At 38.0% G+C, this 21687-nt stretch carries 21 protein-coding genes, 1 other RNA gene and 2 pseudogenes; 15 read left to right on the top strand and 9 right to left on the bottom strand.

What is annotated here, in order from left to right:
* The first annotated feature begins 197 nt into the window (after nucleotides 1-197).
* Nucleotides 198-422 (top strand): addiction module protein, encoded by a 225-nt coding sequence (locus tag M5U24_RS10900; protein ID WP_099325565.1) that lies wholly within the window; start codon nucleotides 198-200, stop codon nucleotides 420-422.
* Nucleotides 419-709, top strand: a complete 291-nt coding sequence (locus M5U24_RS10895) for a plasmid stabilization protein (protein WP_099325566.1) — start codon at nucleotides 419-421, stop codon at nucleotides 707-709. The genes M5U24_RS10900 and M5U24_RS10895 overlap by 4 nt, the downstream gene beginning before the upstream one ends.
* Nucleotides 710-820: 111 nt before the next feature.
* Here M5U24_RS10895 and M5U24_RS10890 read toward each other — a convergent pair whose 3' ends face one another.
* Nucleotides 821-1612, bottom strand: a complete 792-nt coding sequence (locus M5U24_RS10890; RefSeq protein ID WP_099325567.1) for an ElyC/SanA/YdcF family protein — start codon at nucleotides 1610-1612, stop codon at nucleotides 821-823.
* A gap of 438 nt (nucleotides 1613-2050) precedes the next feature.
* Between M5U24_RS10890 and M5U24_RS10885 the strand changes: the two genes are divergently transcribed.
* Together M5U24_RS10885 and M5U24_RS10880 are read left to right on the top strand one after the other, a co-directional pair.
* The gene (locus tag M5U24_RS10885) at nucleotides 2051-3844 is read left to right on the top strand and encodes a S8 family serine peptidase (protein WP_099325568.1); all 1794 of its coding nucleotides are present in this window, start codon (nucleotides 2051-2053) and stop codon (nucleotides 3842-3844) included.
* Nucleotides 3845-4272: 428 nt separating this feature from the next.
* Nucleotides 4273-5754 carry a potassium/proton antiporter gene (locus M5U24_RS10880; RefSeq protein WP_099325569.1) on the top strand — a complete coding sequence of 494 codons (1482 nt, stop codon included), beginning with the start codon at nucleotides 4273-4275 and terminating at the stop codon, nucleotides 5752-5754.
* A 566-nt stretch (nucleotides 5755-6320) separates the two neighbouring features.
* Here M5U24_RS10880 and ssrA read toward each other — a convergent pair.
* Nucleotides 6321-6673: a transfer-messenger RNA gene (ssrA, locus tag M5U24_RS10875) on the bottom strand.
* 488 nt (nucleotides 6674-7161) lie between these two features.
* Here ssrA and M5U24_RS10870 point away from each other — a divergent pair.
* Nucleotides 7162-7512 carry a hypothetical protein gene (locus M5U24_RS10870; protein ID WP_298202424.1) on the top strand — a complete coding sequence of 117 codons (351 nt, stop codon included), beginning with the start codon at nucleotides 7162-7164 and terminating at the stop codon, nucleotides 7510-7512.
* Between the two features lie 9 nt (nucleotides 7513-7521).
* Here M5U24_RS10870 and M5U24_RS10865 read toward each other — a convergent pair whose 3' ends face one another.
* Nucleotides 7522-7764 carry a hypothetical protein gene (locus tag M5U24_RS10865; protein WP_298202422.1) on the bottom strand — a complete coding sequence of 81 codons (243 nt, stop codon included), beginning with the start codon at nucleotides 7762-7764 and terminating at the stop codon, nucleotides 7522-7524.
* Nucleotides 7765-8152: 388 nt separating this feature from the next.
* Here M5U24_RS10865 and M5U24_RS10860 point away from each other — a divergent pair, with 388 nt between their 5' ends.
* From M5U24_RS10860 to M5U24_RS10815, 10 genes and pseudogenes are all read left to right on the top strand, one after another.
* Nucleotides 8153-8383, top strand: coding sequence for a hypothetical protein (locus M5U24_RS10860; protein ID WP_298202421.1), 231 nt, complete (start codon nucleotides 8153-8155; stop codon nucleotides 8381-8383).
* 262 nt (nucleotides 8384-8645) lie between these two features.
* A pseudogene (locus M5U24_RS18515) lies at nucleotides 8646-9515 on the top strand (trypsin-like peptidase domain-containing protein); the annotation flags it as partial.
* Nucleotides 9492-9881, top strand: coding sequence for a PDZ domain-containing protein (locus M5U24_RS18510; RefSeq protein WP_298202464.1), 390 nt, complete (start codon nucleotides 9492-9494; stop codon nucleotides 9879-9881). The pseudogene M5U24_RS18515 and the gene M5U24_RS18510, both read left to right, overlap by 24 nt.
* A 265-nt stretch (nucleotides 9882-10146) precedes the next feature.
* Nucleotides 10147-10896: a lysophospholipid acyltransferase family protein gene (locus tag M5U24_RS10845; RefSeq protein ID WP_298202420.1), complete on the top strand. Its 750-nt coding sequence runs from the start codon at nucleotides 10147-10149 to the stop codon at nucleotides 10894-10896.
* Nucleotides 10897-11178: 282 nt separating this feature from the next.
* On the top strand, nucleotides 11179-12396 hold the full coding sequence (locus tag M5U24_RS10840; protein WP_169703911.1) for a tetratricopeptide repeat protein: 1218 nt from the start codon (nucleotides 11179-11181) through the stop codon (nucleotides 12394-12396).
* A 15-nt stretch (nucleotides 12397-12411) separates the two neighbouring features.
* On the top strand, nucleotides 12412-12648 hold the full coding sequence (locus M5U24_RS10835; protein ID WP_099325576.1) for a hypothetical protein: 237 nt from the start codon (nucleotides 12412-12414) through the stop codon (nucleotides 12646-12648).
* Between the two features lie 122 nt (nucleotides 12649-12770).
* A pseudogene (locus M5U24_RS10830) lies at nucleotides 12771-13070 on the top strand (hypothetical protein); the annotation flags it as partial.
* Between the two features lie 4 nt (nucleotides 13071-13074).
* A complete protein-coding gene (gene cutA / locus M5U24_RS10825; protein WP_197705188.1) occupies nucleotides 13075-13407 on the top strand; it encodes a divalent-cation tolerance protein CutA in 333 nt (110 codons plus the stop codon).
* Nucleotides 13408-13615: 208 nt separating this feature from the next.
* A complete protein-coding gene (locus tag M5U24_RS10820; RefSeq protein WP_099325578.1) occupies nucleotides 13616-14638 on the top strand; it encodes a hypothetical protein in 1023 nt (340 codons plus the stop codon).
* Between the two features lie 147 nt (nucleotides 14639-14785).
* Complete coding sequence (locus M5U24_RS10815) at nucleotides 14786-15958, top strand: tetratricopeptide repeat protein (protein ID WP_099325579.1); 1173 nt, start codon at nucleotides 14786-14788, stop codon at nucleotides 15956-15958.
* A gap of 45 nt (nucleotides 15959-16003) precedes the next feature.
* Here the strand turns inward: M5U24_RS10815 and M5U24_RS10810 are convergent, their stop codons facing one another.
* The 6 genes from M5U24_RS10810 to M5U24_RS10785 form a co-directional block, all read right to left on the bottom strand.
* The gene (locus tag M5U24_RS10810) at nucleotides 16004-16369 is read right to left on the bottom strand and encodes a sugar transferase (RefSeq protein ID WP_298202417.1); all 366 of its coding nucleotides are present in this window, start codon (nucleotides 16367-16369) and stop codon (nucleotides 16004-16006) included.
* A complete protein-coding gene (locus M5U24_RS10805; protein WP_298202416.1) occupies nucleotides 16345-16677 on the bottom strand; it encodes a sugar transferase in 333 nt (110 codons plus the stop codon). The genes M5U24_RS10810 and M5U24_RS10805 overlap by 25 nt, the downstream gene beginning before the upstream one ends.
* A 659-nt stretch (nucleotides 16678-17336) precedes the next feature.
* The gene (locus M5U24_RS10800; protein WP_164995566.1) at nucleotides 17337-18956 is read right to left on the bottom strand and encodes a tetratricopeptide repeat protein; all 1620 of its coding nucleotides are present in this window, start codon (nucleotides 18954-18956) and stop codon (nucleotides 17337-17339) included.
* A gap of 2 nt (nucleotides 18957-18958) precedes the next feature.
* Nucleotides 18959-20362 (bottom strand): undecaprenyl-phosphate glucose phosphotransferase, encoded by a 1404-nt coding sequence (locus tag M5U24_RS10795; RefSeq protein WP_099325582.1) that lies wholly within the window; start codon nucleotides 20360-20362, stop codon nucleotides 18959-18961.
* A gap of 204 nt (nucleotides 20363-20566) precedes the next feature.
* Nucleotides 20567-20992 (bottom strand): 4Fe-4S dicluster domain-containing protein, encoded by a 426-nt coding sequence (locus M5U24_RS10790; RefSeq protein WP_099325583.1) that lies wholly within the window; start codon nucleotides 20990-20992, stop codon nucleotides 20567-20569.
* A gap of 230 nt (nucleotides 20993-21222) precedes the next feature.
* The gene (locus M5U24_RS10785; RefSeq protein ID WP_099325584.1) at nucleotides 21223-21636 is read right to left on the bottom strand and encodes a biopolymer transporter ExbD; all 414 of its coding nucleotides are present in this window, start codon (nucleotides 21634-21636) and stop codon (nucleotides 21223-21225) included.
* Between the last annotated feature and the right edge of the window lie 51 nt (nucleotides 21637-21687).

Below are 21687 nucleotides of genomic sequence, written 5' to 3'. Positions count from 1 at the left end.
AAACTGGAAGGGTTTCGCCTGTAGATCAGGAAACCCGTTTTTAAGAACTGGCCTGAAAATTCAGAGAAAGGCTGCGGGTTGCATTTATATTTGCCTCGCAGCAAAACCCAAAATACTCCAAGGGGGATGCACCTCAATTTTTTGTAAAAATGCAGTGAATTGAATACGTTTTTAAAAAACTAAACTATTGCAGAATTATGAAAATAAAAGACCTTATAGAAGAAGCAACTTCTTTGCCTGTTGAAGAAAGGGCGATGGTTATTGATTCTTTGTTAAAAAGTCTAAACCCACCGGAATTGGAAATAGAAAAAAAATGGGTATCAGTGGCTAAACGACGACTTGAGGAACTTCGTTCTGGTAAAGTAAAAACAATACAAGGTGAAGAAGTATTTGAAAAAATATGGAATAAGTTCTTAAAGTGAAATATTCCTTTCATCCCGAAGCAGAGATAGAATTCATTGAAGCGATTGAGTATTATGAAGAAAGGGAATCAGGTTTGGGATACGACTTTGCTATTGAGGTATATTCAGCTATTGAAAGAATGATAGCTTTCCCAAAAGCCTGGCCAATTATAGAGGAAGATATCCGACGGTCGTTAGTCCGAAGATTTCCATATGGAATTTTATATTCCGCAGAGAAAGAAGGGGTTTGCATTGTAGCCGTCATGCATTTACATAGAGAACCAAAATACTGGAAACACAGAATCTAAATATAGTCAAGCAAATCATAACAACAAATCTGATTTCAGAAATTTAGCGGTAATGTTTTTCTGAAAATAGATTTGTTTGACGATAATTCCAAAAAGGGATGCTTGTTGCATTTATATCTGCCCCCGCAGCAAAGCCCAAAGTATCCCAAGGTACTCGTAAAATACTTGTTCTGCCTTATCAAAACCATGTGAACTTGGGAAAAAATCACCGGGCGCGGTTGTTTGTGATTTCAGAATAGTGTGCCCCGCAGGAGCAGGTATGGGACTCATCCCTGATTTTCTGAACATTCCCATTGCGCGCGCCATGTGATTTGCCGATGTAACTAAAATAAAATGGTCATTCCCCACAATGGGTTTTACAAATTTCGCCTCATCATGCGTATCTTTTGATTCGGATTGCAAAATCAGTGATTCCTCTTCGACTCCAAGCGCCATTGCCAATTCTGCCATTGCTTCCGCTCCTGAAACGGGATCAAAAACCCTTCCCCCAGATAAAACAATCCTGCTTTCAGGCACCAACCTGTGCAGCCGTATCCCTTCCGCAAGACGAACGAGCGTTTCCCCGGAAACCCTGCTGGTTATCGGTATATCCGGATCGGAAGTATGCCCTCCGGCCAAAACAACAATCCATTTCACTTCGGGAACAATAGCTCCTCTTGTATCATCGGAGGATTGTATTGATAAAAGAGGAGGGTATTTATATTCTAAACGTCTGATAAAGACTTTGGAAACAGGAGAGGAGTAACAGAAAAATGCAAACAGCAGAATGCCAGACAAAACGATATACTTCCCACGTTTCTGCTTTCTGGAAAAGAACATCAACACGGCGCCGACTATCAATATTTCAAGACATAATGGAACTGGAAACAGCAATTGGGCAATAAGTTTTTTTAATGTAAGCATTTTTACCTTTCATGAGTCACAGACCACAAACGATAGAACGGGAAATCCTCAAACCATGCAGTAAATTGTTATAATTCTTCGGGATTGAATTTTATTGTGCTACAAACAGACCGCCACCCCTAACGAGACTACATTTTTAAAATACCCCCTGGATTTTTCAAAAAACTAAAGTGCTACGATTACGGAAATTTTTTCGCAAAAAAATATTGCATTATAAATATTATGATATTTATGATATTTATGATAAGTTTAAAAACAGATGTTTAAGTTTTTTAAATAATAACGAGTATACGCTTGTGCTGAGCTTGTCGAAGCAGATGAATTGCTTACCCTTTTAACTAAAAAATTTCAAATAATTGGGATCAAATTTAGAAAACCTGATTTGTTTGATTCTATACCCTAACTTATTGAGAAGTTGCCATAGAACGGAGAGCCAATATGAGACAATTATTAAAATATGAGTTGCTTGCTGCAGTACTCTTAAATATTTTTGCTCCAAATCTTCTTCATGCGGAAATGAGGGAAACCGAAGCGGTGCAGCAGATGATTCTTGCAAGGGAAAAGCAATTTACGCGGGCAAAACACGGTTTGACCGTATTATATGATGAATATCTTGCCTACAAAGAAAAATCGAAATTTCCTGCAAAAATCGCAAAATTTGAACCGGAAATGCCCCTCTACCGAATAGAAGGGGATATGGTGGTTATTGATGCTGTTGCCGTAAATGATGCAGCTATTTTAAAAGAACATCTTGAATCACTCGGCATGAAGCAGGCAGTTGTTTATGGTAATATGGTATCGGGATTGATGCCCATCGAAGCGGTTAAAAATATGGATGCACTGGAAAACCTCCGTTTTGCAAGGCCTTCATACGCCATAACCCGCGCGGGAAAGGTGGATGGTCAGGGCGATATTGCGATGAAATCTGATTTGGCGCGCAATACCTATGGAATTGATGGGAGAGGGATTACCATAGGAGTTTTATCGGACAGTTTTAACTGTTTGGATGGCGCAGTAGATGACGTAAGAAATGACGACCTCCCCTTCGAAATTACCGTACTGGAAGAAGAGTCTGGCTGCTCTTCCGGTTCGGATGAAGGACGGGCGATGATGCAGATCATACACGATGTTGCGCCGGGAGCAGGTCTCGCATTTCATTCGGCATTTAATGGCATGGCGGATTTTGCCGCAGGAATTATAAAATTAAAAACGGATGCGGGCGCACATGTCATTGTGGATGATGTGCAATATTTTGCAGAGCCGATGTTTCAGGACGGAATTATTGCCCAGGCGGTTGATATTGTGAAGGATTTGGGCGCAGTCTATTTTTCAGCGGCAGGCAATTCAGGGCGGGACGCCTATGAAAGTCTCTTTCGTCGGAGTGGCAAAGCCCCCGTGTTTTTCGGTGAACCGCATGATTTTGACCCCGGCGCTGACACCGATACATTTCAGGGCATAACCATACCGCCAGGAACAGAGGTTTACCTTGTCCTTCAATGGGATTCTCCTTTCTACTCGGTAAGCCCTCCAGTCTCCCAAAACGACATCGACGTCTTTCTTACCAACGACCCGCCAACAACAGTCCTTGCATACGGTATAGATAATAATATTGGTGGCGACCCGGTGGAGGCCTTGTATTATTACAATCCCATTGGTTCAGGAAACACAGATTTTAATATAGTAATTGAAAATATCAAAGGGCCTGCGCCAAGGCTTATAAAATACGTGCTATTTAATTTTGAAGGAACGTTGAACGAATATGCTACAAAAAGCGGCACAATCTACGGGCATGCGAACGCAGCCGGCGGAGTTGCGGTTGGCGCATCGGCATATTTTGAGACGCCTGAACTTGGCGTTGATCCGGCCATTCCGGAATATTACTCTTCCGCGGGGCACACAGTGGTATTTTTTGATGAAAATGGAACCTTTTCAACTCCACAAGTGCGTAAAAAACCGGAAATTGTAGCCATTGACGGAGTGAATACTACTTTTTTCGGAACGGATTGGGAGGAAGATGGATTCCCAAACTTCTTTGGAACATCAGCGGCGGCGCCTCATGCGGCGGCAGTTGTCGCATTAATGCTGGAAGCAAATCCACTTCTATCGCCGGATGACATTTATTCCATACTTAAAGATACCGCACTTGACATGGAAGAATCAGGATTTGACTATGACAGCGGATATGGTCTCATCCAGGCAGACCTGGCTGTGGAAGAGGCATCGTCACGATAAGTTTTTCTTGTAACGTTTTCGTTTTTTGAAAGTAACTATTCAGCGTAAACATTACGGTCTAACACCGACTTGTTAGAGAAACTCCGGTTTCTCAAAATAAAATCAATATGTCTGGTTTCTTATCCCTGCCGGAAACAGAGTTTCCTGCGTAATTGCCTGTCTGCCCACAGGCCGGCGTTCCCAAGCTGATACTTCACTATGTTCAGCACAAGGTTTGGGAACGAGTCGTGTTTTGGTCGTTTAATATATTACGATTAATGGTTACAAAGTCAATTAGATAATAAGCAACAGCAGTTACGCATATACTCCTAAAGAATGATGGGAGATGGGATATGAGTATTTTTATGACGCATATAACAAGTTGTGCTTCATTTCAAAACGATCGTGCTTAGTGGACACTGACGAGTAAAAAATGGGACTGCCTTGAAATGACACTTACGACAGAAAACCTACTTTTAATTGGTTCAATATTATTATTGTTAAGTATTCTTGCCAGCAAGACAACAGGAAAACTTGGCGTTCCTGCGCTTATTATTTTTCTGGCAGTGGGTATGTTTGCAGGTTCGGACGGAATTGGTGGCATCCACTTTGATAACCCCAATCTTGCACAATCACTTGGTGCTATTGCCCTGACTTTTATTTTGTTTTCGGGCGGACTTGAAACAAAATGGGAAAGTGTAAAACCTGTTTTGTGGCAGGGTGTTACTCTATCAACTTTGGGAGTATTGCTCACAGCAGTTTCTTTAGGATTTTTCATTTCCTATATTTCTGGCTTTACACTTACAGAAGGACTTTTAATCGGTGCAATTGTATCGTCAACTGATGCTGCTGCGGTATTCTCTATTCTTCGTTCAAAAAGCATAGGGCTAAAAGGAAATTTAAGACCATTGCTGGAATTGGAATCGGGTAGCAACGACCCGATGGCATATTTCCTGACTATTGGTATTACATCTTTGCTCGTGCATAAAGGTACCTCTTTTGCTTTATTAATTCCAATGTTCTTTCAACAAATGATTATTGGCGCAATTGCGGGTTACTTATTGGGTAAGGCAATGATATGGATGCTTAATAAGATAAATCTTGACCATGACGGGCTTTATCCCGTCCTGACGCTTGCTCTCATATTTTTTACTTATGGCATTACTACTTTTTTCAATGGCAATGGTTTTCTTGCTGTTTACCTCTCAGCAATTATTCTTGGCAATGAAAATTTTATTCACAAAAAAAGCATTATACGGTTTTATGACGGGCAGGCATGGATGATGCAAATTGTGATGTTCCTTGCTCTTGGTTTGCTTGTGTTTCCAAAACAAATGTTGCCTTTCATTGGAACAGGAAGTGTCATTGCTCTTTTTCTGATGTTTGTAGCAAGACCACTTGCCGTATTTCTTTGTCTTTTATTTTTTAAAATGAGAAACAGGGAACGCTTGCTTATCTCGTGGGTTGGGTTAAGAGGTGCAGTTCCTATTGTATTTGCCACTTATCCACTCATTCAAGGTGTTGAAAAATCAGAAATGATATTCAATATTGTTTTTTTTATCGTGCTGTCCTCTGTAATGCTACAAGGAACAACCATTCCGATTGTTGCAAAGTGGCTTTATTTATTTAAACCTGTAAAATTCAAAACCCGTTATCCGCTGGAACTGGAACTATCGGACAATTTTAAAAATGAACTTTTTGAAGTAGAAATAAAAGAGAATTCAAACGCAATCGGCAGACAAATTTTTCAACTCAAATTTCCGAAAACATCACTTATTGTATTGATTAACCGTAGTGACAAATATATTACACCAAGCGGGACAACTACCATAGTACAGGGCGACAAATTATTGATTATGTCGGACAACAAAAAAGACAAGGATGAGATTGAACAAGTAATTCTTAACTACACAGAAACACCATCAAACTAATGCTATGGACACGGAAGACAAAAAAGAACGAACGCGAACCGTCAGACCGGACAAGGGAGGGGGCTGCCTTTGAAAATAAATATAGAATCTGTTGTGCCGATTGTTTAAATCTTCTTTGTGTTTTCGTTTACCCCGATTATCTGCAGAGCAGCTTTTGTTGCCGCGCTTAAACTTGCACCAAATTACGCAGTGCCAAATAACTTAATGTCTGTGTCATCTTGTTTTTTCGTAACACTTTAGTTTTTTGAAAAAGTAGGGGCGAAGCATTTGCCCGTTTGGGTATGAACGCATTTATGACAATCTATATCAAATGCTTCGCCACCTACGCTTCAATTGTGAATTAATGAAGCAATTGAATGGCAACAAACGAAACACATTTGGAAACTCCATGTAATTGCACCTTGGGAAAAATTGTGCGGCAGAAGGAATTAGTGAAGGAATAGGGGTAGGGGAACTATTACCAAAAAAGCCATTAACAAAAGAAATTAATGGCTTTCCATGGACACATTGGGGATGTTATTTTTGACAGGTTAAAATCATTAGATATTTAATTACAATAACTTAATTGGTGGAGGCGGCGGGAATTGAACCCGCGTCCCTAGATGTTTCAATATAGGCTTCTACGTATATAGTCTGTTTTTTAATTTCGCCGTTAAAACCCTAACAGACAAGGTTTTTAAAAGCTAGCACAACTACTAGTTCATTTAAGACCCCGCGGTGCAAAAGGTCTAAACTAACCTGCTATTCTTCGTTTCATCAATTTCGCAGGTAAAACGGATGAAACGTGGCTGTCAATTAAGCAGCCATTGCCATTGGTTCTTCGGCATTTAATTGTTTTGCCAGGTTTTTAATGAGGCCGCCTGACAACCTCAATACGCAACCTATATATCGTACAATCCGGTCGAATCCTTTCGCCCCCTTATTTTATCTTTATTAAAAATTAATATGTAATACTTTATAAAATGATTATAGCATAAATGAGGGGAAATGCAATTCTCCAAATTACGTTTACCAAATAATTCTTTGGTTTTTGTGACCAATTTCACAACGGTATCACCAATAATCGTTTTTTTTAAACGGTGAATAAATCCTATGCTTTATAAAAGCCCCTTCCAAAAAAATTTTATTAACAGCGTATCCACATTAAAAATAATCCGCATTCTTTTCAAAGAAACATGCCTTACCGAAAACATATCGCTAATTATAAGTATTTAAATTACATACAAATACATCATCTATTCGGAGAAAGATATCGAGTAAAAAAACAATATCGTTTCCTGCTTTATTTTATTTCTCTCATGGCGAAAACGTGTAACTATCGTATTTGGGCATGAAAATAGCTCGTATGCTATGCAACTTTAGAAATTGTATATGGGATTATTAGGTGGTTTTGGGGAAAGTAAAAATATGATAAATAATGTGAACTCATCGACGTCAGAACTGTTAAAACAAATACAAAGATTGTCTTCTCAAACAAAAACAAAACCAACGCCAAAACCAGAAACGCATGCACTTTACAAAGGCAATGAAGTAAATACCCGCGCAGAAAACATAAAAAAAATACTTAATACCATAAAAACAAATAACTTAGAAAAAACACAAAAGGGAAATACGGTGGCGGGGCAAAAAATTGATGGAATGAAAAAGGTGAACAATGACGGGAAAAACCTTCAGATAGCAGAGAATTACAAACCCATTCCCTTAGAAAAGATATCCTTTAGCAGGCAAGTTGGTTCGTTTCTTGATACATATGTTTAAACTGTTTCGTCAATGAAAACAGACTGCCGTTTCGTATAACAATCCACTATTACTCAATACCACCATAGCAACAAATACCTCCCTTGATTTCCAGCTTGTTTTCCTTCTGCGTTTCGGTGTGCTTATCATTGCAACATAAAATTCCCCCAAAAAGGCAGCAAGCTGGTTTTTGTAGAAAAGGAGGAAAACAAAAACCAGCTTGCCATTGAAAAAAGGAGAGTAATGTTGCTTTATAAAACAACTATATTTCATAAAAAGTTCCAATGTGACTAATGTAAAATTTGTTTTTATGTTTCTTTAAATTTAAGTATAATTATTGACAATACATTATAGTGTTCCCGCATAGTTGTGTTTCTGTTTAGTTGTAAGGGAATGTTTCTTTTGCGACTCCTTAACGATTGTATATGATAACAATTTCAAAACATGCCCCTTTAATAAAAAAAGTCCTATTTATAACCGGGATATGCATTTCTTATAGCAGTATCATCTTCCTTACGTATTGTGCCATTATTAAAGTACATAATATTAACGACCCTGAACATGCAAAAAAAATTGTTATTAGTACTTTTTTTGCCAATATAATTCTCTTTGGGGGGAGTATTTATTTGATTTTAAAGCTGAAAGGTCTATCAAAATAAAAATGAAAATTACCAAAAAACTCTTTCTTGTTTTGCTGCTAACATTCTTCCTTTTCCCAAGCAATAGGTTTGTCTTCTCAAATCAGGATATTAATGCAGAGGCGTTGAGGCAGGAACTTGTCGAACTCGAAAAACACGCAAAACCAATCATAGAAATATTTCGAAAGGTTCCTGCACTGGTGAATCCTTCCGTTGTAAGCCTTATTACGGAAAAAAGTATATGGGAGAGATAATCATCCCCCCAACCCAAATCCTACCAAACCCCATCATCAATTCCCAAAAAGACTTTCATTATATGATGAACCTTACATTTTACTAACAATCACGTTATAACGATTATTCCCAAAAATCACTTACTATAACAACAATATATATATTCCATCATTCATCGACCAATACCATTCCAAATCATATTCCGCTGGGAACCTTCCGTTGTAAGCCTTATTACGGAAAAAGGTATATGGGGGAGATAATCATCCCGCCCAACCGGCAAATCCTGACCAGGTCCCGCATGCCGGTGCAATTCCCAAAAAAGGACTTGGTTCCGGCATTATAGTGGATGAACGCGGTTACATTTTGACTAACAATCACGTTATCAGCGATTATTCGCCGGAAGAAATTACGGTGGTCACGTATAACGAGGAGCAATATCATGATATTACCATCATTGGCATTGACCCAAATACCGATCTGGCGGTCATAAAAATCGATGGTGAAGGATTTATGCCGGCAAGGTTTGGCAACCCTGAAGAGGTACAGGTAGGGGATTGGGTTATTGCTATCGGCAATCCTTTCGGATTTCAGCAAACAGTTTCCATGGGTATTATCAGCGCCAAAGGAAGAACACATGTAATCCCGCTTGCGCTTCCCTTTCTCTATGAAGATTTTTTCCAGACAGATGCGGCCATTAACCCTGGTAACAGTGGAGGACCATTGGTTAATCTAAGAGGGGAAGTTATTGGTGTGAATACCGCAATTGCCACCCGTTCCGGCGGATTTCAAGGCGTGGGTTTTGCGTTGTCTGCAAGCATCGCGCAAGAGACAGTCGAAACCATAATAAATACCGGTACAATCGTGAGGGGTTACCTGGGTATTGGAACACAGGATATTACCGATGAATTTGCGTTGAAGCTTGGTTTTGAAAATAAGTATGATATGGTAAAACACTTTGGCTTAGTCAAAGACAAGGGTGTATTTGTCATGGAAGTATGGAGCGAAACCCCTGCATTTAAGGCGGGAATCCTTCCCGGAGACGTTATATGTGAAATGAATGATGATGTTATAAAAAATTCACTGGATTTGCAACGCGTTATAAGACATGCGAAGATAGATGCCCGTATCATGATTAAAGTTTTAAGAAATGGGGAGGAAAACATCCTTACAGCCATAGTTGAACAGCAACCCGAAGACCTTTCCGGAAGAACATATGCCGCTTTTAGAAAACAAGATGAACCCTCGAAGTTTTCAATAGGGCTGATTGTCAATGATGTAACGTATGAAATCGCGAGATCGCTTGGACTGGAAAAAGAAGAAGGTGTGTTGGTGCTTGAAGTGGACGATAATAGCCCTGCCGGGCATGCAGGCATAGAACCAGGCGATTTGATTACCAAAGTCGGAACGAAAAATGTCAATTCTGTCATTGAATTCATGGGAATTATTGAAGAGTACCTAAGCTCTAACAAAACAATCACGGTGTATATTAAAAACAAAGGATTTGTTACCCTGAAGTAGCTATTTTATTTTGCCACACCAAGGCTTGTATCCGTAGCTTTTGTTATACAATCCTCCACAACAATACACCTGAGCTGCCATAACCAGAACCAGAACCAAACAAGCACGAAAACAGTCCTCAGTCCTCAATCTGCAATTTGCCGACTGCCGACAGTAGATTGCCGATTACAGAAGTGACAATTAAATATTTAGCCAAAAAATGCAAAGAAATTACTGATAAGTACTAAAATGCCCTGTGATACTGCAATCATCTTAAGGAAATCAAATGCGAACCCAAACCCAAATGTATAAACTCTATCAGATATTTTTCACACTGTTTTCATGGCTAACATTTGTTTTTACCTGGATGCTTGCCACATTTCTGTCAATACTTCTCAGTATGGACACAAAGAATAAAGAAAAGGTATTTAACACGATGGAAAGGGTTTTCAGCCGTATTTCTTTTAAGATCATTGGTATGAAGGTTGCTTTGGAAGGATTGGAAAATATTCCAAAAAACGAACCTGTCATCTTTATTGCAAACCATCAAAGCATGATGGATATTAAACTTTCGCTTGCGTACATTCCGGTAAATTTTAGTTTTATCTCGAAAGAGGCTATATTTCACGTGCCGGTATTGGGCGCATATATGACCGTTTCCGGACATATACCTATTAAAAGAGAGGAGGACAGAAAGGCATACACTAGTCTCATAAAAGCAATTAATGAGTTAACCGCAAAACAAAAATCACTGGTGATATTCCCGGAAGGCACAAGAAGCGAAGACGGCACACTGGGGACATTCAAAAGAGGGATATCACTTATTGTCTTAAAATCAAAAAGAAGGGTCGTCCCGATGGCAATAAGTGGAAGCAACCGATTTATGCCAAAGCACGGATTCTTATCGTATCCCGAAAACAGGAACGTGAAAATATCATTTGGCAAACCGCTCTCCTTTGATAATTCAAGGACTGATCGGGAATACACCATTTATGTTACCAATACATTGAGAAATGCAGTGATGGAACTTTTGTGAAATACTCAAGCAACTAAGAGACACGGAGAGGTGTAAATGCCATTAAAAAGATTCCGCTTTTCCTCCTTTGAAATCATGGAGATGTCTTTCTATCACTGTTTTTTAATATTGACTTTGAAAGTATTTATCTATAGATTAAAATAACTAATACTGCAAAATGCCGAAAAGAATTTATCCTGTAACTACTGTTTGTTAAGGAATTTGCAATTGAAGAAAACATTGATTTTCATGTGCCTCGTAGTGTTCTGTGCTGGCTGTTCCTTTAGTCACACAGGGGAGACGGTGAGCCAAAGTAAAGCAAGAAAATACCAACTGGCAATGGATTATAACAATCTTGGGACGAAATATTTCGACAAGGACATGATTCATGAAGCCATCATCCAATTTAAAAGGGCTATTGCTTTGAATCCTGACCTTGCAGAGTCGCACAACAACCTTGGCGTGTCCTATTGCAATATACAAGAATACGATAGCGCAATAGAAGAATTCAAACTTGCCATTAAGCTGAATCCTGATTACTCAAAGGCGCACGATAATCTGGGCTTTGCGTACACAAAGAAGGGTTTGTTTGAAGAGGCAATTGCCGAACATCAGAGGGCATTAAAAATAAATCCGCAGGATATGGAGGCAAAAAAGAATTTAGAGATTGCCAAAAGGGAGGCAAGCCTTGAAGTAACGAAAAAAAAATTCCAAATCGAAACTAAAGGCATTTCTCCCGGATACATTATCGGTTATAATCAGTATGCGAGTGGTTTATTTGACGACGCCCTCTCTTCGTTTAAAAATATCCTTGTAGGGTATCCTAATGATTTGATGTCCTGTTACTATCTCGGTTGTACCTATACCATGAAGGGAATGGTAAATGATGCCATAAATTTATACAAAAACCTCCTGGCAAAAGACCCATCCAATATTATCGCCCGATTAAATCTCGCGGATATTTACATGGAAAACGGACTTTATGACGAGGCGATTTTAGAATATGAGAATATCATACGAATCACTCCGAACAACATCCATGCACTGTGCAAACTTGGAGAGGCATACGCAGAAAAAGGACAGCCGGAAAAAGCAATCCTTATATACAACAAGGCTATTGCCTCAAATCCTGCTTTCTCCAAGGCTTACAAAGAACTAGGCAGTGTTTATATGCAAACAGGCCTTTATGATGATGCAATATCGGCATGGAGCAAATTTATCGCACTGAGTCCTGGTTCATCTAAAATACATTTCAATCTTGGCTTGGCATATGCCAACAAAGATATGTTTTCAGAAGCGATAGCAGCGTTTAAAAAAGCGTTGAGTATTGATCCGGAAAATATACAAACCCTTTATCATTTAGCAGATGCCTATGATAAAAGCGGTTTGATTGATGACGCTTTCCATGAATACAATATTGCCGCCAAATTGATCTCGAAAGCGAAAAATAAGAAGAATAATGCATCTGCAGATAAACAAAATAATTCTGAAGAAATAGTTGTTACATTTGGAGAAAAATGAACTTTGAGAGGAAAAATGACCATAAAGCCAAAATTAAAAATACTCATTATAACTGTTATGGCGCTGATTATTACACTAATTTCGCTTTATTCATTCGTAAGCGTTTCGCGCTCAATAGATCAAATTCGTGGCGCCGATTTATTCTGGAACTGTTTTGCAATATGGATAAAGGGTATCATACTAACACAAGGGGTGCTTGTTGTTGGAGGACTTTTTTTATTCATGCTGAGAAAACCAAAAGGTACCGGATAAACCAGAAATGTTGCGATTTATTATTATCTTTGCCATAATCTATCTGGTGTACCTTTCGCTAAAAAAGAGTCTACAGGGGGAAACAAAGGGAGGGGAGTACAAGAAGCCGTACTGAACAAAAAAAAGATGTTTTCAATACAAATCGTGTTAAAGAAATTTCTTATTTGTTTTATTCTGCAACAAAGGACGATTCAACATGTGATATTTGCAAAGAACTTGATGGGAAACATTTTTTACCCAACCACGAAATACATCATTCAATAAAACCCCCGCATCACCGTTGCAAAAACCCGAACGGCTGCCGTTGCTCGCTTGTCTACGTTACGGAAGATGAAGCACAGAGTGAAAAAATAGAATTGATCCTTAAGAAATATGGCGGTACATGCAATAAAAGCACCATAGAAAAAGAACTGAGAGGGTAAAAAATTGTCTGCTAACATAACGGAAACAATAATTGTATTTGTAACGGCAGGCTCAATAAATGAGGCCAGAGAAATAGGTAAAACATTAGTGGATGAAAGGTTAGTTGCCTGCTGCAATATAACGAATCCTATTGAATCCATATTTCAATGGCAAGGAAAGGTTACTATTGAGAATGAGGCGCTCATGATCTGTAAAACAAAGGAAGAACTCTTTGAAAGAGTTGCAGACCGTATCCGCCAATTGCATAGTTACGAGGTACCTGAAATTATCGCCGTACCTATAGTTCGCGGCTCAAATGATTATCTGAACTGGATCAGAAAAGAAACCATTCAATAAGACCGCAATAGGCGTTACTTTGAAAATTTGTAACACTTTAGTTTTTTGAAAAATTCCAATAATCACAGTGTAGGGGCGAAGCATTTGCCGTAAATTGTCATAAATGCATTCATACCCAAACAGGCAAATACTTCGCCCCTATTTTTTCAAAAAACTAAATTGTTACGAAAGTTAAGATTATTTTTTTACTGTTTTAAGGAGCATTACGTTGGCTAAGGCTTTGGCATTATTATCCGGTGGTTTAGATAGCACTTTGGCGATACGCGTTATTCAGGAGCAAGGTATTGAGGTTATAGCGCTGAACTTTGTCACAGTTTTTTGCCGATGTACTTCACATGGCAGTTGCAAATTGGAGGCGGTAAAAGTTTCAGAAAAATTTGGAATACCGATTAAGGTAATTAATACCACAGATCGATTTTTGGAAATAGTGAAAAAACCAAAACATGGATATGGTAAACACATGAATCCGTGTATTGATTGCAGGATTAATATTTTCCATGCGGCAGGAGACTACATGCGCGAAATTGGCGCAGATTTTATTATCACCGGGGAGGTATTGGGGCAAAGGCCTATGTCACAGCGAAAGGAAGCTATGAGGATTATTGATAAAGAGGCAAATCTTACCGGACTGGTATTGAGACCATTGTGCGCAAAGCATATGGAACCGACTATCCCCGAAAAACTCGGGCTTGTGGACAGAGAAAAGTTGCTTCAAATCAGAGGACGTTCCAGGAAAGAGCAGATACAACTGGCAGATGTTTTTGAGATCAAAGACTATCCTTGTTCTGCCGGCGGATGTTTGCTTACTGACCCGGAATTCGCGCACCGCATGAGAGATTTGATAGAGACATCCGATGCTGATGTAAATGATGTGAATCTTCTGAAGGTAGGAAGGCATTTTAAAATAGATAATACAACAAAAGCCATTGTAGGAAGGAACGAAGCGGAAAATGAAAGAATAGCCGCCCTTTTTAAATCCGGTGATTATCTATTAAATTTGATTGATGTGCCAGGTCCGATCACGTTGCTTCGCGGTGAAATTACGGAAGAAAAAATTCACACTTCTGCGCGTATCACAGCGAGATACGGAAAATCACAATTTCTTCCACAGACAAAAGTGGCTGTGAGAAAATCGAACAATGGAACACCTGCGAAAATAATGGAAATTGTTCCTATGACGCGTGAAGAAGCTGACGTTCTCATGATAAACAAAAAAAATGATTTTAACTGAGTAATAAAAGGCCAACCGTAGCGTCTACAGCCTACAGAAATTGAGGATTGAGGACTGACTTATTACCCCCCTGATAAACAAACAGGGACTAATTGCTAATATTCGATTTGCAATTTTTACAAAATAAAAACAAAACGCTTTCCAACCATGAAATTCATCTCTTTTAATATTTCTAAATACCTTGATAAATTTAAAAAAACTGCATCAATCGCAGAAAAACCATCCTTTATCAGGACAAATAAACAGATTTCTTTGATTATCGGAAGTATCTTTGCAATTTGTGTTGTTTCCCTTTGTTGCTATTGGTTTCTTAAAGAAAAACCTTATTATGAAAAACTGCTTTTAGAAAAGGATGAACAAATAAAGACGTTAAAATTTTTACGCATGAAACGGCAAAAGATCGATGAAAATGCGTTCGAAGCAAAAATTGCCGAGTATGATGAAAAAATAAAAAATGAATACATTCCCAGGTCTTTTTATGAGGAAAAGATAAAGGAATCTGAAGAAAAACTCGCTTCTTATGAAGGGGATTATTTTTCAAAAAAAGAACACGAAAAACAGATGAAGGAATTAGAACAAAAATTCAGAGAAGATCATTTATTGGAAATAACTGCTATTAAAAAAGAAAGTGAAAAGAAAACGACAAGGCTTGAGCAGAAAATATCCTTACTGAAGGACAAAAATTTTGAACTTACGAATATTTTTGACAAATCAGTTGGTTTTATTGAAAAAGAAAAAGAGGCATTGGAAAATGCCCTTTCTGCAGAAAGGAAAAAGGCCTTCATATCTTCATTGATTCTACCTGAAACTCAAAATAAAACATTAGATGCCAATACACTCAAAAAACTTGTTGCAATAAAAGAAAAATTAGAAAATATTGAGAAACTGAATATCAGCTTAAACTCAAACACTTACTTTGAATTGGGACTTATTTCCTATTATAACGGTCAATATGAAAAAGCAATAGAACAGTGGGAAAACGCGGTATCTCTCAACAAAAACAATTTAAGAGCGTATTTATGTCTGGGAATAGCATACAACCAGGAAAATATGTCGGAAAATGCTATTATAATTTTAAAACGAGCAATAACAGTCAACCCAAAACATGCAACCTTGCATCTAGCGCTGGCACGTATTTATGAAGAAAAAGAGCTGTTAGATAGTGCTATCTATGAATATTCAAAAGTATTGGAAATACAGCCAGACACCGTTGAAATATTAAACAATTTAGGTAACTTATACGAAAAAAAAGGTATGAAAGAAGAAGCAAGAAAGGCATTTGAAAGATATAGAAAATTAAAAAATGATACTACTGGTTAAATTGCCTTCCCCCAAGGACTTAAAAATTAAATGACTTTGCATTGCTTAGCATGCGCCTTTTTTGCTCAATACTGCAAACAAGGTCAAAAAGATAATTTTAATATCCAGAAATATTGATCTGCTACGTACATACGCTATATCATATTTTACCCAATCACCGAATTTCCCTGTAGGTCTGCCATAAATCTGCCACAAACCTGTCAGGCCAGGTTTTGCCGTAAGCCTTATATTTTTCCATAGGTCGTAGCCTGCCATTTCTTCTTTCGCCAAAGGCCTTGGCCCCACCAGGCTCATTTCACCTTTTAAAATATTAATAAACTGTGGCAATTCATCAATGCTCCATTTTCTAAGAAATAATCCGATTCTTGTAATCCTTGGGTCTTTTTTTATTTTAAATACCGGCCCTTCCATTTCATTAAGAAGATTTTTTTCAAAATCTCGGCATCATCAACCATGGTTCTGAATTTTAACATAAAAAATTCTTTACCACTTTTCCCGCAGCGTTTTTGTTTAAAAAAAACAGCGCCTTTACTATCCACTTTGATTAAAACTGCAACAAAGAAAAATATTGGAGAAAAAAGCATTATAAAAAATAGACTACAGGCAATATCAACCCCCCTTTTTACCACATTTTCTATAGTGTGTTTCATAGTAGAATAATCTTTTGAATCTATATTTGGGCCAAATACGTCCTGTGTAATAATCTTTTCTGATAACATATAAATCCCCCATCTTCTTCTATAACATTAAAAAAAATACAATTTCAATGCACATGGTGAAAATTTAGAAAATGTACTCACAGCTTTTAAATATATCAAAATAGCAGACATAGTTTTCACAATTCTTATTATTCATCGCTAATTTTTAAACAATTATCGATGATAATTAATAAAGTAGCAATACTTGTGCCAAACATCTATGAAATTTGCTTGTATTATTACTTATTCAGTAATAATTTAAGGTATGGTCAATAGCGTGAATAAACAATAAACATGTGTTTTGCCTGTTTCACTATTTGCTATTATATAAAAAATATTTATTTATGAATATGATGTATATCACATTTATAAAGATCTTGTAATAATTCCAGAACTCCTGATCAGGTGGAATTTGATTTGACACCAAATTAAATGTTTGGTGGTAACAGAACGAATCGCAATGGCAATGTCTTTGCTCAAACTTTTGTCTATCTCACTGTAATTAATTGACTTAGATACTTTTTTTTGTAAAAAAGAACACTTCTTGAGTTCTGGATTTGGTTTTTTGAAAAAGTAGGGGCGAAGCATTTGCCAGTTTGGGTAGGAATGTATTTATGGCAATTTACAGCAAATGCTTCGCCCCTCCACCATGAGGCAAAAGAGGATATCCTGCTTTTTATTTACCTCTTCAGATTTTTTATATTTTCCATAACTTCATCGGCATCTGGCGCTTCGGGATTAAGCTTTAAGTAGGTTACATAATCTTTTAATGCTTTTTCTTTACATGCTAAATCGCGGTGAGTATTTGCACGATGAAGATATGCAAGGGGATTGTAAGGAAAGAGTTCTATGGAGGTATTAAGATCCGAAATGGCTTCAGAAGGCATTCCTAATATTTTTTTTACAAGTGCACGTTCATAATAAACACCTGCAAGCATTGGTTTCAATGCTATCATTTTGTTAAAATCTTCAAGAGATTCCCTGAAACGCCCGCTTCCGCGATACGCCTTTGCCCTTATGTAATATGCAAAGGCATTTTCAGGAACAGATTCAATAAAGGTAGTTATGTCCTGTATCGCCTCTTCGTAACGCATTGCATCGGCATGAAGGATGCTTCTTTTCATGTAAATATCTACATTGCCCGGATCAAGTTCCAATGCCTTATTAAAATCGTTTAACGCCTTTTCCGGTTCATTTGATTCGGCGTATGCCAGTCCCCTCGCTGCGTAAGCAGGGGCATATGCCGGATCAAAAGTTATCACCATGCTTAAATCGTGTATTGTTGATTCTATTTGTCCAATTAAATAGAATGCGATGCCTCTGTTATAATACGCCAATTTTGAGCCGGGGTCTAATGATATTGCCTTGTTATAATCCATTATGGCAGTATCAATATTTTCCATTTTGGCGTGATATGACCCCCGGTTATAATACGTCGACGCATAATCCGGATTCAAATCAACCGCCCTGTTATAGTCTGCTATTGCCAGTTCATTATTGCCAAGTTTTTCGTGGAGTACGCCCCTGTCACAAAAAGCAACTGCATCGGTATCGCGCAATGCCATAGCTTTGTTCACGTCGTGTAATGCATCTTTTAAATTGCCTTTTTGTTTTTGAACAAGGGAACGATTTAAATAAACACTGGCAAGCACCTCATCCACGGTAAGGTTTTTTAAATAATATCCATTCACAATACTTTTTTCAGAGATAGCCTTTCCTGGAACGTTTATGTAATAACGATCCGGTATGGAAAGTCCGTTATAACCTGTCTCTATGTTTATTTTATAACTTCCGTCATCATATCGCACAAACATATGTTCCGGCACACTTACTCCATATACCGGCAATTGAAGATTCTCTGCTATGCAAAGATACAGGAGAGATAATCCTACACAGTTTCCAATTTTATTGTCCAATACCTTATTTAGAAATATATATTCAATATCCCCCTTTTGTGTATATTTAAACCCGAATGTATCAAAAAGAATAGCATTTATCGTACTGATGATATACTCCGGCGTTTTATTTTTTCCTACAGATGTTTTTATGCTTTCACATATTTCATCTAATTGTTGAAGGTAATGTGTTTTGTCTATTCCCTGGCAGGATTCCGAGGCAATGTCAAGAATAATGCTTGCAATACCTTTTTTCTCCGGTTCGATTTCCCATACATGGTTAGGAATATGGTCATCTGCTGATACGTGAAAAGCAACGTTTCCCTTATCCGTAAAAAAGAAACCCTCATAGATTGCACAAAGAAGAAAACAAAGTAGCAGGGCTTTTTTAACGCTATGTTCCATAATCAATAGGCATGTTTGTTGATAAAGCCGCGCCATAATGTAAGCCAGATAATCTTCAAATCAAATTTCATCGACCAATGTTCAATGTAGTATAGGTCGTATTTTATACGTTTTTCAAGGGACGTATTGCCGCGGAAACCGCAAACTTGCGCCCACCCGGTAATCCCCGCCTTCATTTTGTGCCGTAACATATATTTTGGTGTGGTATTTCTGAAATTCTTTATAAAAACAGGCCTTTCAGGACGCGGTCCGACAATGCTCATATCTCCCCACAACACATTAAAAAATTGTGGCAATTCGTCTAAACTTGCCATTCGTAAGAATTTCCCGATTTTCGTACAACGGGGATCGTTTTTCTTTGTCCAGACAGGGCCGGTTTGTTCCTCCGCATTTATGCACATCGTCCTGAATTTAAGCAGGTTAAAAAGTCTTCCATCCAACCCCATCCTTTCCTGTTTATAGAAGACAGGCCCCTCCGAGGTGAGTTTTATTACTATTGCTATCGTTAACATAATTGGGGCTGCTACGACCAGCACAATGATGGCAAAAACAACATCCAATGTCCTCTTCAAAATAACACTCCACCCGTAAAGTGGAGTATCGCGCAGGCTTATAAGGGGCATGCCCTCAAATTCACTAACATTTCCGCGTAATGTCACAAAATCAAAAAGATCTGGCAAAACCATGATCGTAACCATTTCATCGCCAATATGCTCTAATACCTCTTTTAATTGGTAATGTGAGTGAAAGGGCAATGTGATAAAAACAATATCAATATTATGCCGTGTAATTAAATCACGAATATCAGAAAATTTACCTATAACTTCTATTCCGGAGATTTTTTTGCCGATAATGCTTGCGTCGTCCGACACAAACCCTGCTACCTGTATGCCCAGTTCCAAATGTTTTCTTAATTTGCCTGTAAGTTCTTGTCCCAGTTTTTCCGTGCCAACAACCAATGCGTACCTTTGGTTAAAACCTTTGTGCCGTATAAACCGCAAAAACTTTCTGAATATTACCCTTATAAAGCACAGGAATACGATGCTAATAATCCAAAAAAAGAGGAATATTACCCTGGAAAACTCATCCTGACGGAAAAGAAACGTTAGGGAAATGAGTATTAATGTTGCAAAGGTAGATGCCTTCACAATATCTATAATCTCTGATAATTTAGTAGAAACCCGGCGGGGACGATATAAACCAAATGTCTTAAATACAATTCCCCAAAGGGGAATCATAAAAATTAATAAAATGATGTAATTTTTGAGAGGAGGTATACCCTTATACACAGGGATAATTTCAGCATAACAGCGTAAATAATACGCGGTTATCCATGAAACAGACAAGGCACACCAATCGGCAAGCAACAACAATGATTCAAAAAATTTGCTGTGTTTTTTTAGCATAGGTAAGCACTACACCAAACTACCCTATTTGTTATTTTAAAAAAACACCCGCATTGCATAGAAAAAATTCTCAAACCAGCAGGACTTATCTGTAAAAAATCCGTCACGTTACTCTATTGCTTGAGCAAAAAGTTTTAAAAGCAATGGGTTTTGTAAAAAAAACATCTTAATAGTGCAGCGTATAAATTCAGGCTATTTTGTGTCCTATACGTAAACAAGAGCCCCTGTTTTACACGCCTCAACACACGCCATCGTATCGAATCCCTTACAATCATCACAATTAAAAGCGTATTTAAGTTCAGTATTTTTGGTAATGGCGCCAAACGGGCAAGCACTTACACACTCCCAGCACCCAACACATTTTGCGGTATCAATTACAACATTTCCATCCTCATATTTTGTAATTGCCCCATACTCACAAGAAGCCATACACTTTGGTTTTGCGCAATTCTGGCACACCGTCATATATGGATGATCTTTCCGGATAGACACTTGCAAGCGGTACTGCGATTTTGGATTTTCGGTAAAAGCATCATAAAGGTTTCGGGACGATGAATGCCTCACCGCACACTCGATCATGCATTGTTTACACGTTACGCATTTGCTTTTTATAAATTTTTTTTTCAGCATAGGTTCATACTCCTGCGTTTGACAAGTTCATTAAACGGTTTCTCTACAATTTATCTTCATAAATAAGTCAACGTGGGGAGAGCTTCCTGAAACCATGGATTGCTCAGATAAAAATATCAATACTCTGTGAAATCAGTAGCTTCAATCTTTTTTAATTGGTGGATAGTTTCTCCTCTCCAGTACAACGAGTATTTTATAATAGAATGATAAAAGCCGCAAACAAAATTCTGCTATGGTTGTTTTTCAGGGTCAACAATAGTAGGAGCGACTATCTTCTTCAGACCAGCCCCTTTAGCGGCATCCATTACGTCAATGACAAGTCCGTAGGGAACATTTTTGTCCACCCGCAAAACAAGGGTCTTTTCCGTTTGTTGAGAAAAAGCCTTCTTCAATACCTGTATAAGTACTTTTCTTTCAACAGGTTCATTCTGGAAAAATAACCTTCCGTCACGGGAAATATTTAATACTTGTTCATCTACTTTGCTGGTTGGTGTGTGTTTTGTCGTGGGAAGTTCCAGTTGAATATTTGGCTGATCGATAAAGGTTGAGGTAACCAGAAAGAATAATAGGATAATGAACAACATATCCACCAATGGAGTAAGATTAATAAATGATTTTGAAGGAGTTTTTTCTCTGAATCTCATTGTTTAATTACCAAATTTCTACGGGTTAGGGTTTGTAACCCGAAGCCCACA

This window comes from Candidatus Kuenenia sp. (assembly GCF_027493735.1).
Taxonomy (GTDB): Bacteria; Planctomycetota; Brocadiia; order Brocadiales; family Brocadiaceae; genus Kuenenia; species Kuenenia stuttgartiensis_A.
This window is presented reverse-complemented; position numbering and strand designations above follow the sequence as displayed.

Excerpts from the sequence above, each read along its gene's own strand:
- M5U24_RS10900 (WP_099325565.1), top strand. The coding sequence starts at position 198 with ATGAAAATAAAAGACCTTATAGAAGAAGCAACTTCTTTGCCTGTTGAA.
- M5U24_RS10890 (WP_099325567.1), bottom strand. The coding sequence starts at position 1,612 with ATGCTTACATTAAAAAAACTTATTGCCCAATTGCTGTTTCCAGTTCCA.
- M5U24_RS10885 (WP_099325568.1), top strand. The coding sequence starts at position 2,051 with ATGAGACAATTATTAAAATATGAGTTGCTTGCTGCAGTACTCTTAAAT.
- M5U24_RS10880 (WP_099325569.1), top strand. The coding sequence starts at position 4,273 with ATGACACTTACGACAGAAAACCTACTTTTAATTGGTTCAATATTATTA.
- M5U24_RS10870 (WP_298202424.1), top strand. The coding sequence starts at position 7,162 with ATGATAAATAATGTGAACTCATCGACGTCAGAACTGTTAAAACAAATA.
- M5U24_RS10865 (WP_298202422.1), bottom strand. The coding sequence starts at position 7,764 with ATGAAATATAGTTGTTTTATAAAGCAACATTACTCTCCTTTTTTCAAT.
- M5U24_RS10860 (WP_298202421.1), top strand. The coding sequence starts at position 8,153 with ATGAAAATTACCAAAAAACTCTTTCTTGTTTTGCTGCTAACATTCTTC.
- M5U24_RS18510 (WP_298202464.1), top strand. The coding sequence starts at position 9,492 with ATGATTAAAGTTTTAAGAAATGGGGAGGAAAACATCCTTACAGCCATA.
- M5U24_RS10845 (WP_298202420.1), top strand. The coding sequence starts at position 10,147 with ATGCGAACCCAAACCCAAATGTATAAACTCTATCAGATATTTTTCACA.
- M5U24_RS10835 (WP_099325576.1), top strand. The coding sequence starts at position 12,412 with ATGACCATAAAGCCAAAATTAAAAATACTCATTATAACTGTTATGGCG.
- M5U24_RS10815 (WP_099325579.1), top strand. The coding sequence starts at position 14,786 with ATGAAATTCATCTCTTTTAATATTTCTAAATACCTTGATAAATTTAAA.
- M5U24_RS10810 (WP_298202417.1), bottom strand. The coding sequence starts at position 16,369 with ATGGAAGGGCCGGTATTTAAAATAAAAAAAGACCCAAGGATTACAAGA.
- M5U24_RS10805 (WP_298202416.1), bottom strand. The coding sequence starts at position 16,677 with ATGTTATCAGAAAAGATTATTACACAGGACGTATTTGGCCCAAATATA.
- M5U24_RS10800 (WP_164995566.1), bottom strand. The coding sequence starts at position 18,956 with ATGGAACATAGCGTTAAAAAAGCCCTGCTACTTTGTTTTCTTCTTTGT.
- M5U24_RS10795 (WP_099325582.1), bottom strand. The coding sequence starts at position 20,362 with ATGCTAAAAAAACACAGCAAATTTTTTGAATCATTGTTGTTGCTTGCC.
- M5U24_RS10790 (WP_099325583.1), bottom strand. The coding sequence starts at position 20,992 with ATGCTGAAAAAAAAATTTATAAAAAGCAAATGCGTAACGTGTAAACAA.
- M5U24_RS10785 (WP_099325584.1), bottom strand. The coding sequence starts at position 21,636 with ATGAGATTCAGAGAAAAAACTCCTTCAAAATCATTTATTAATCTTACT.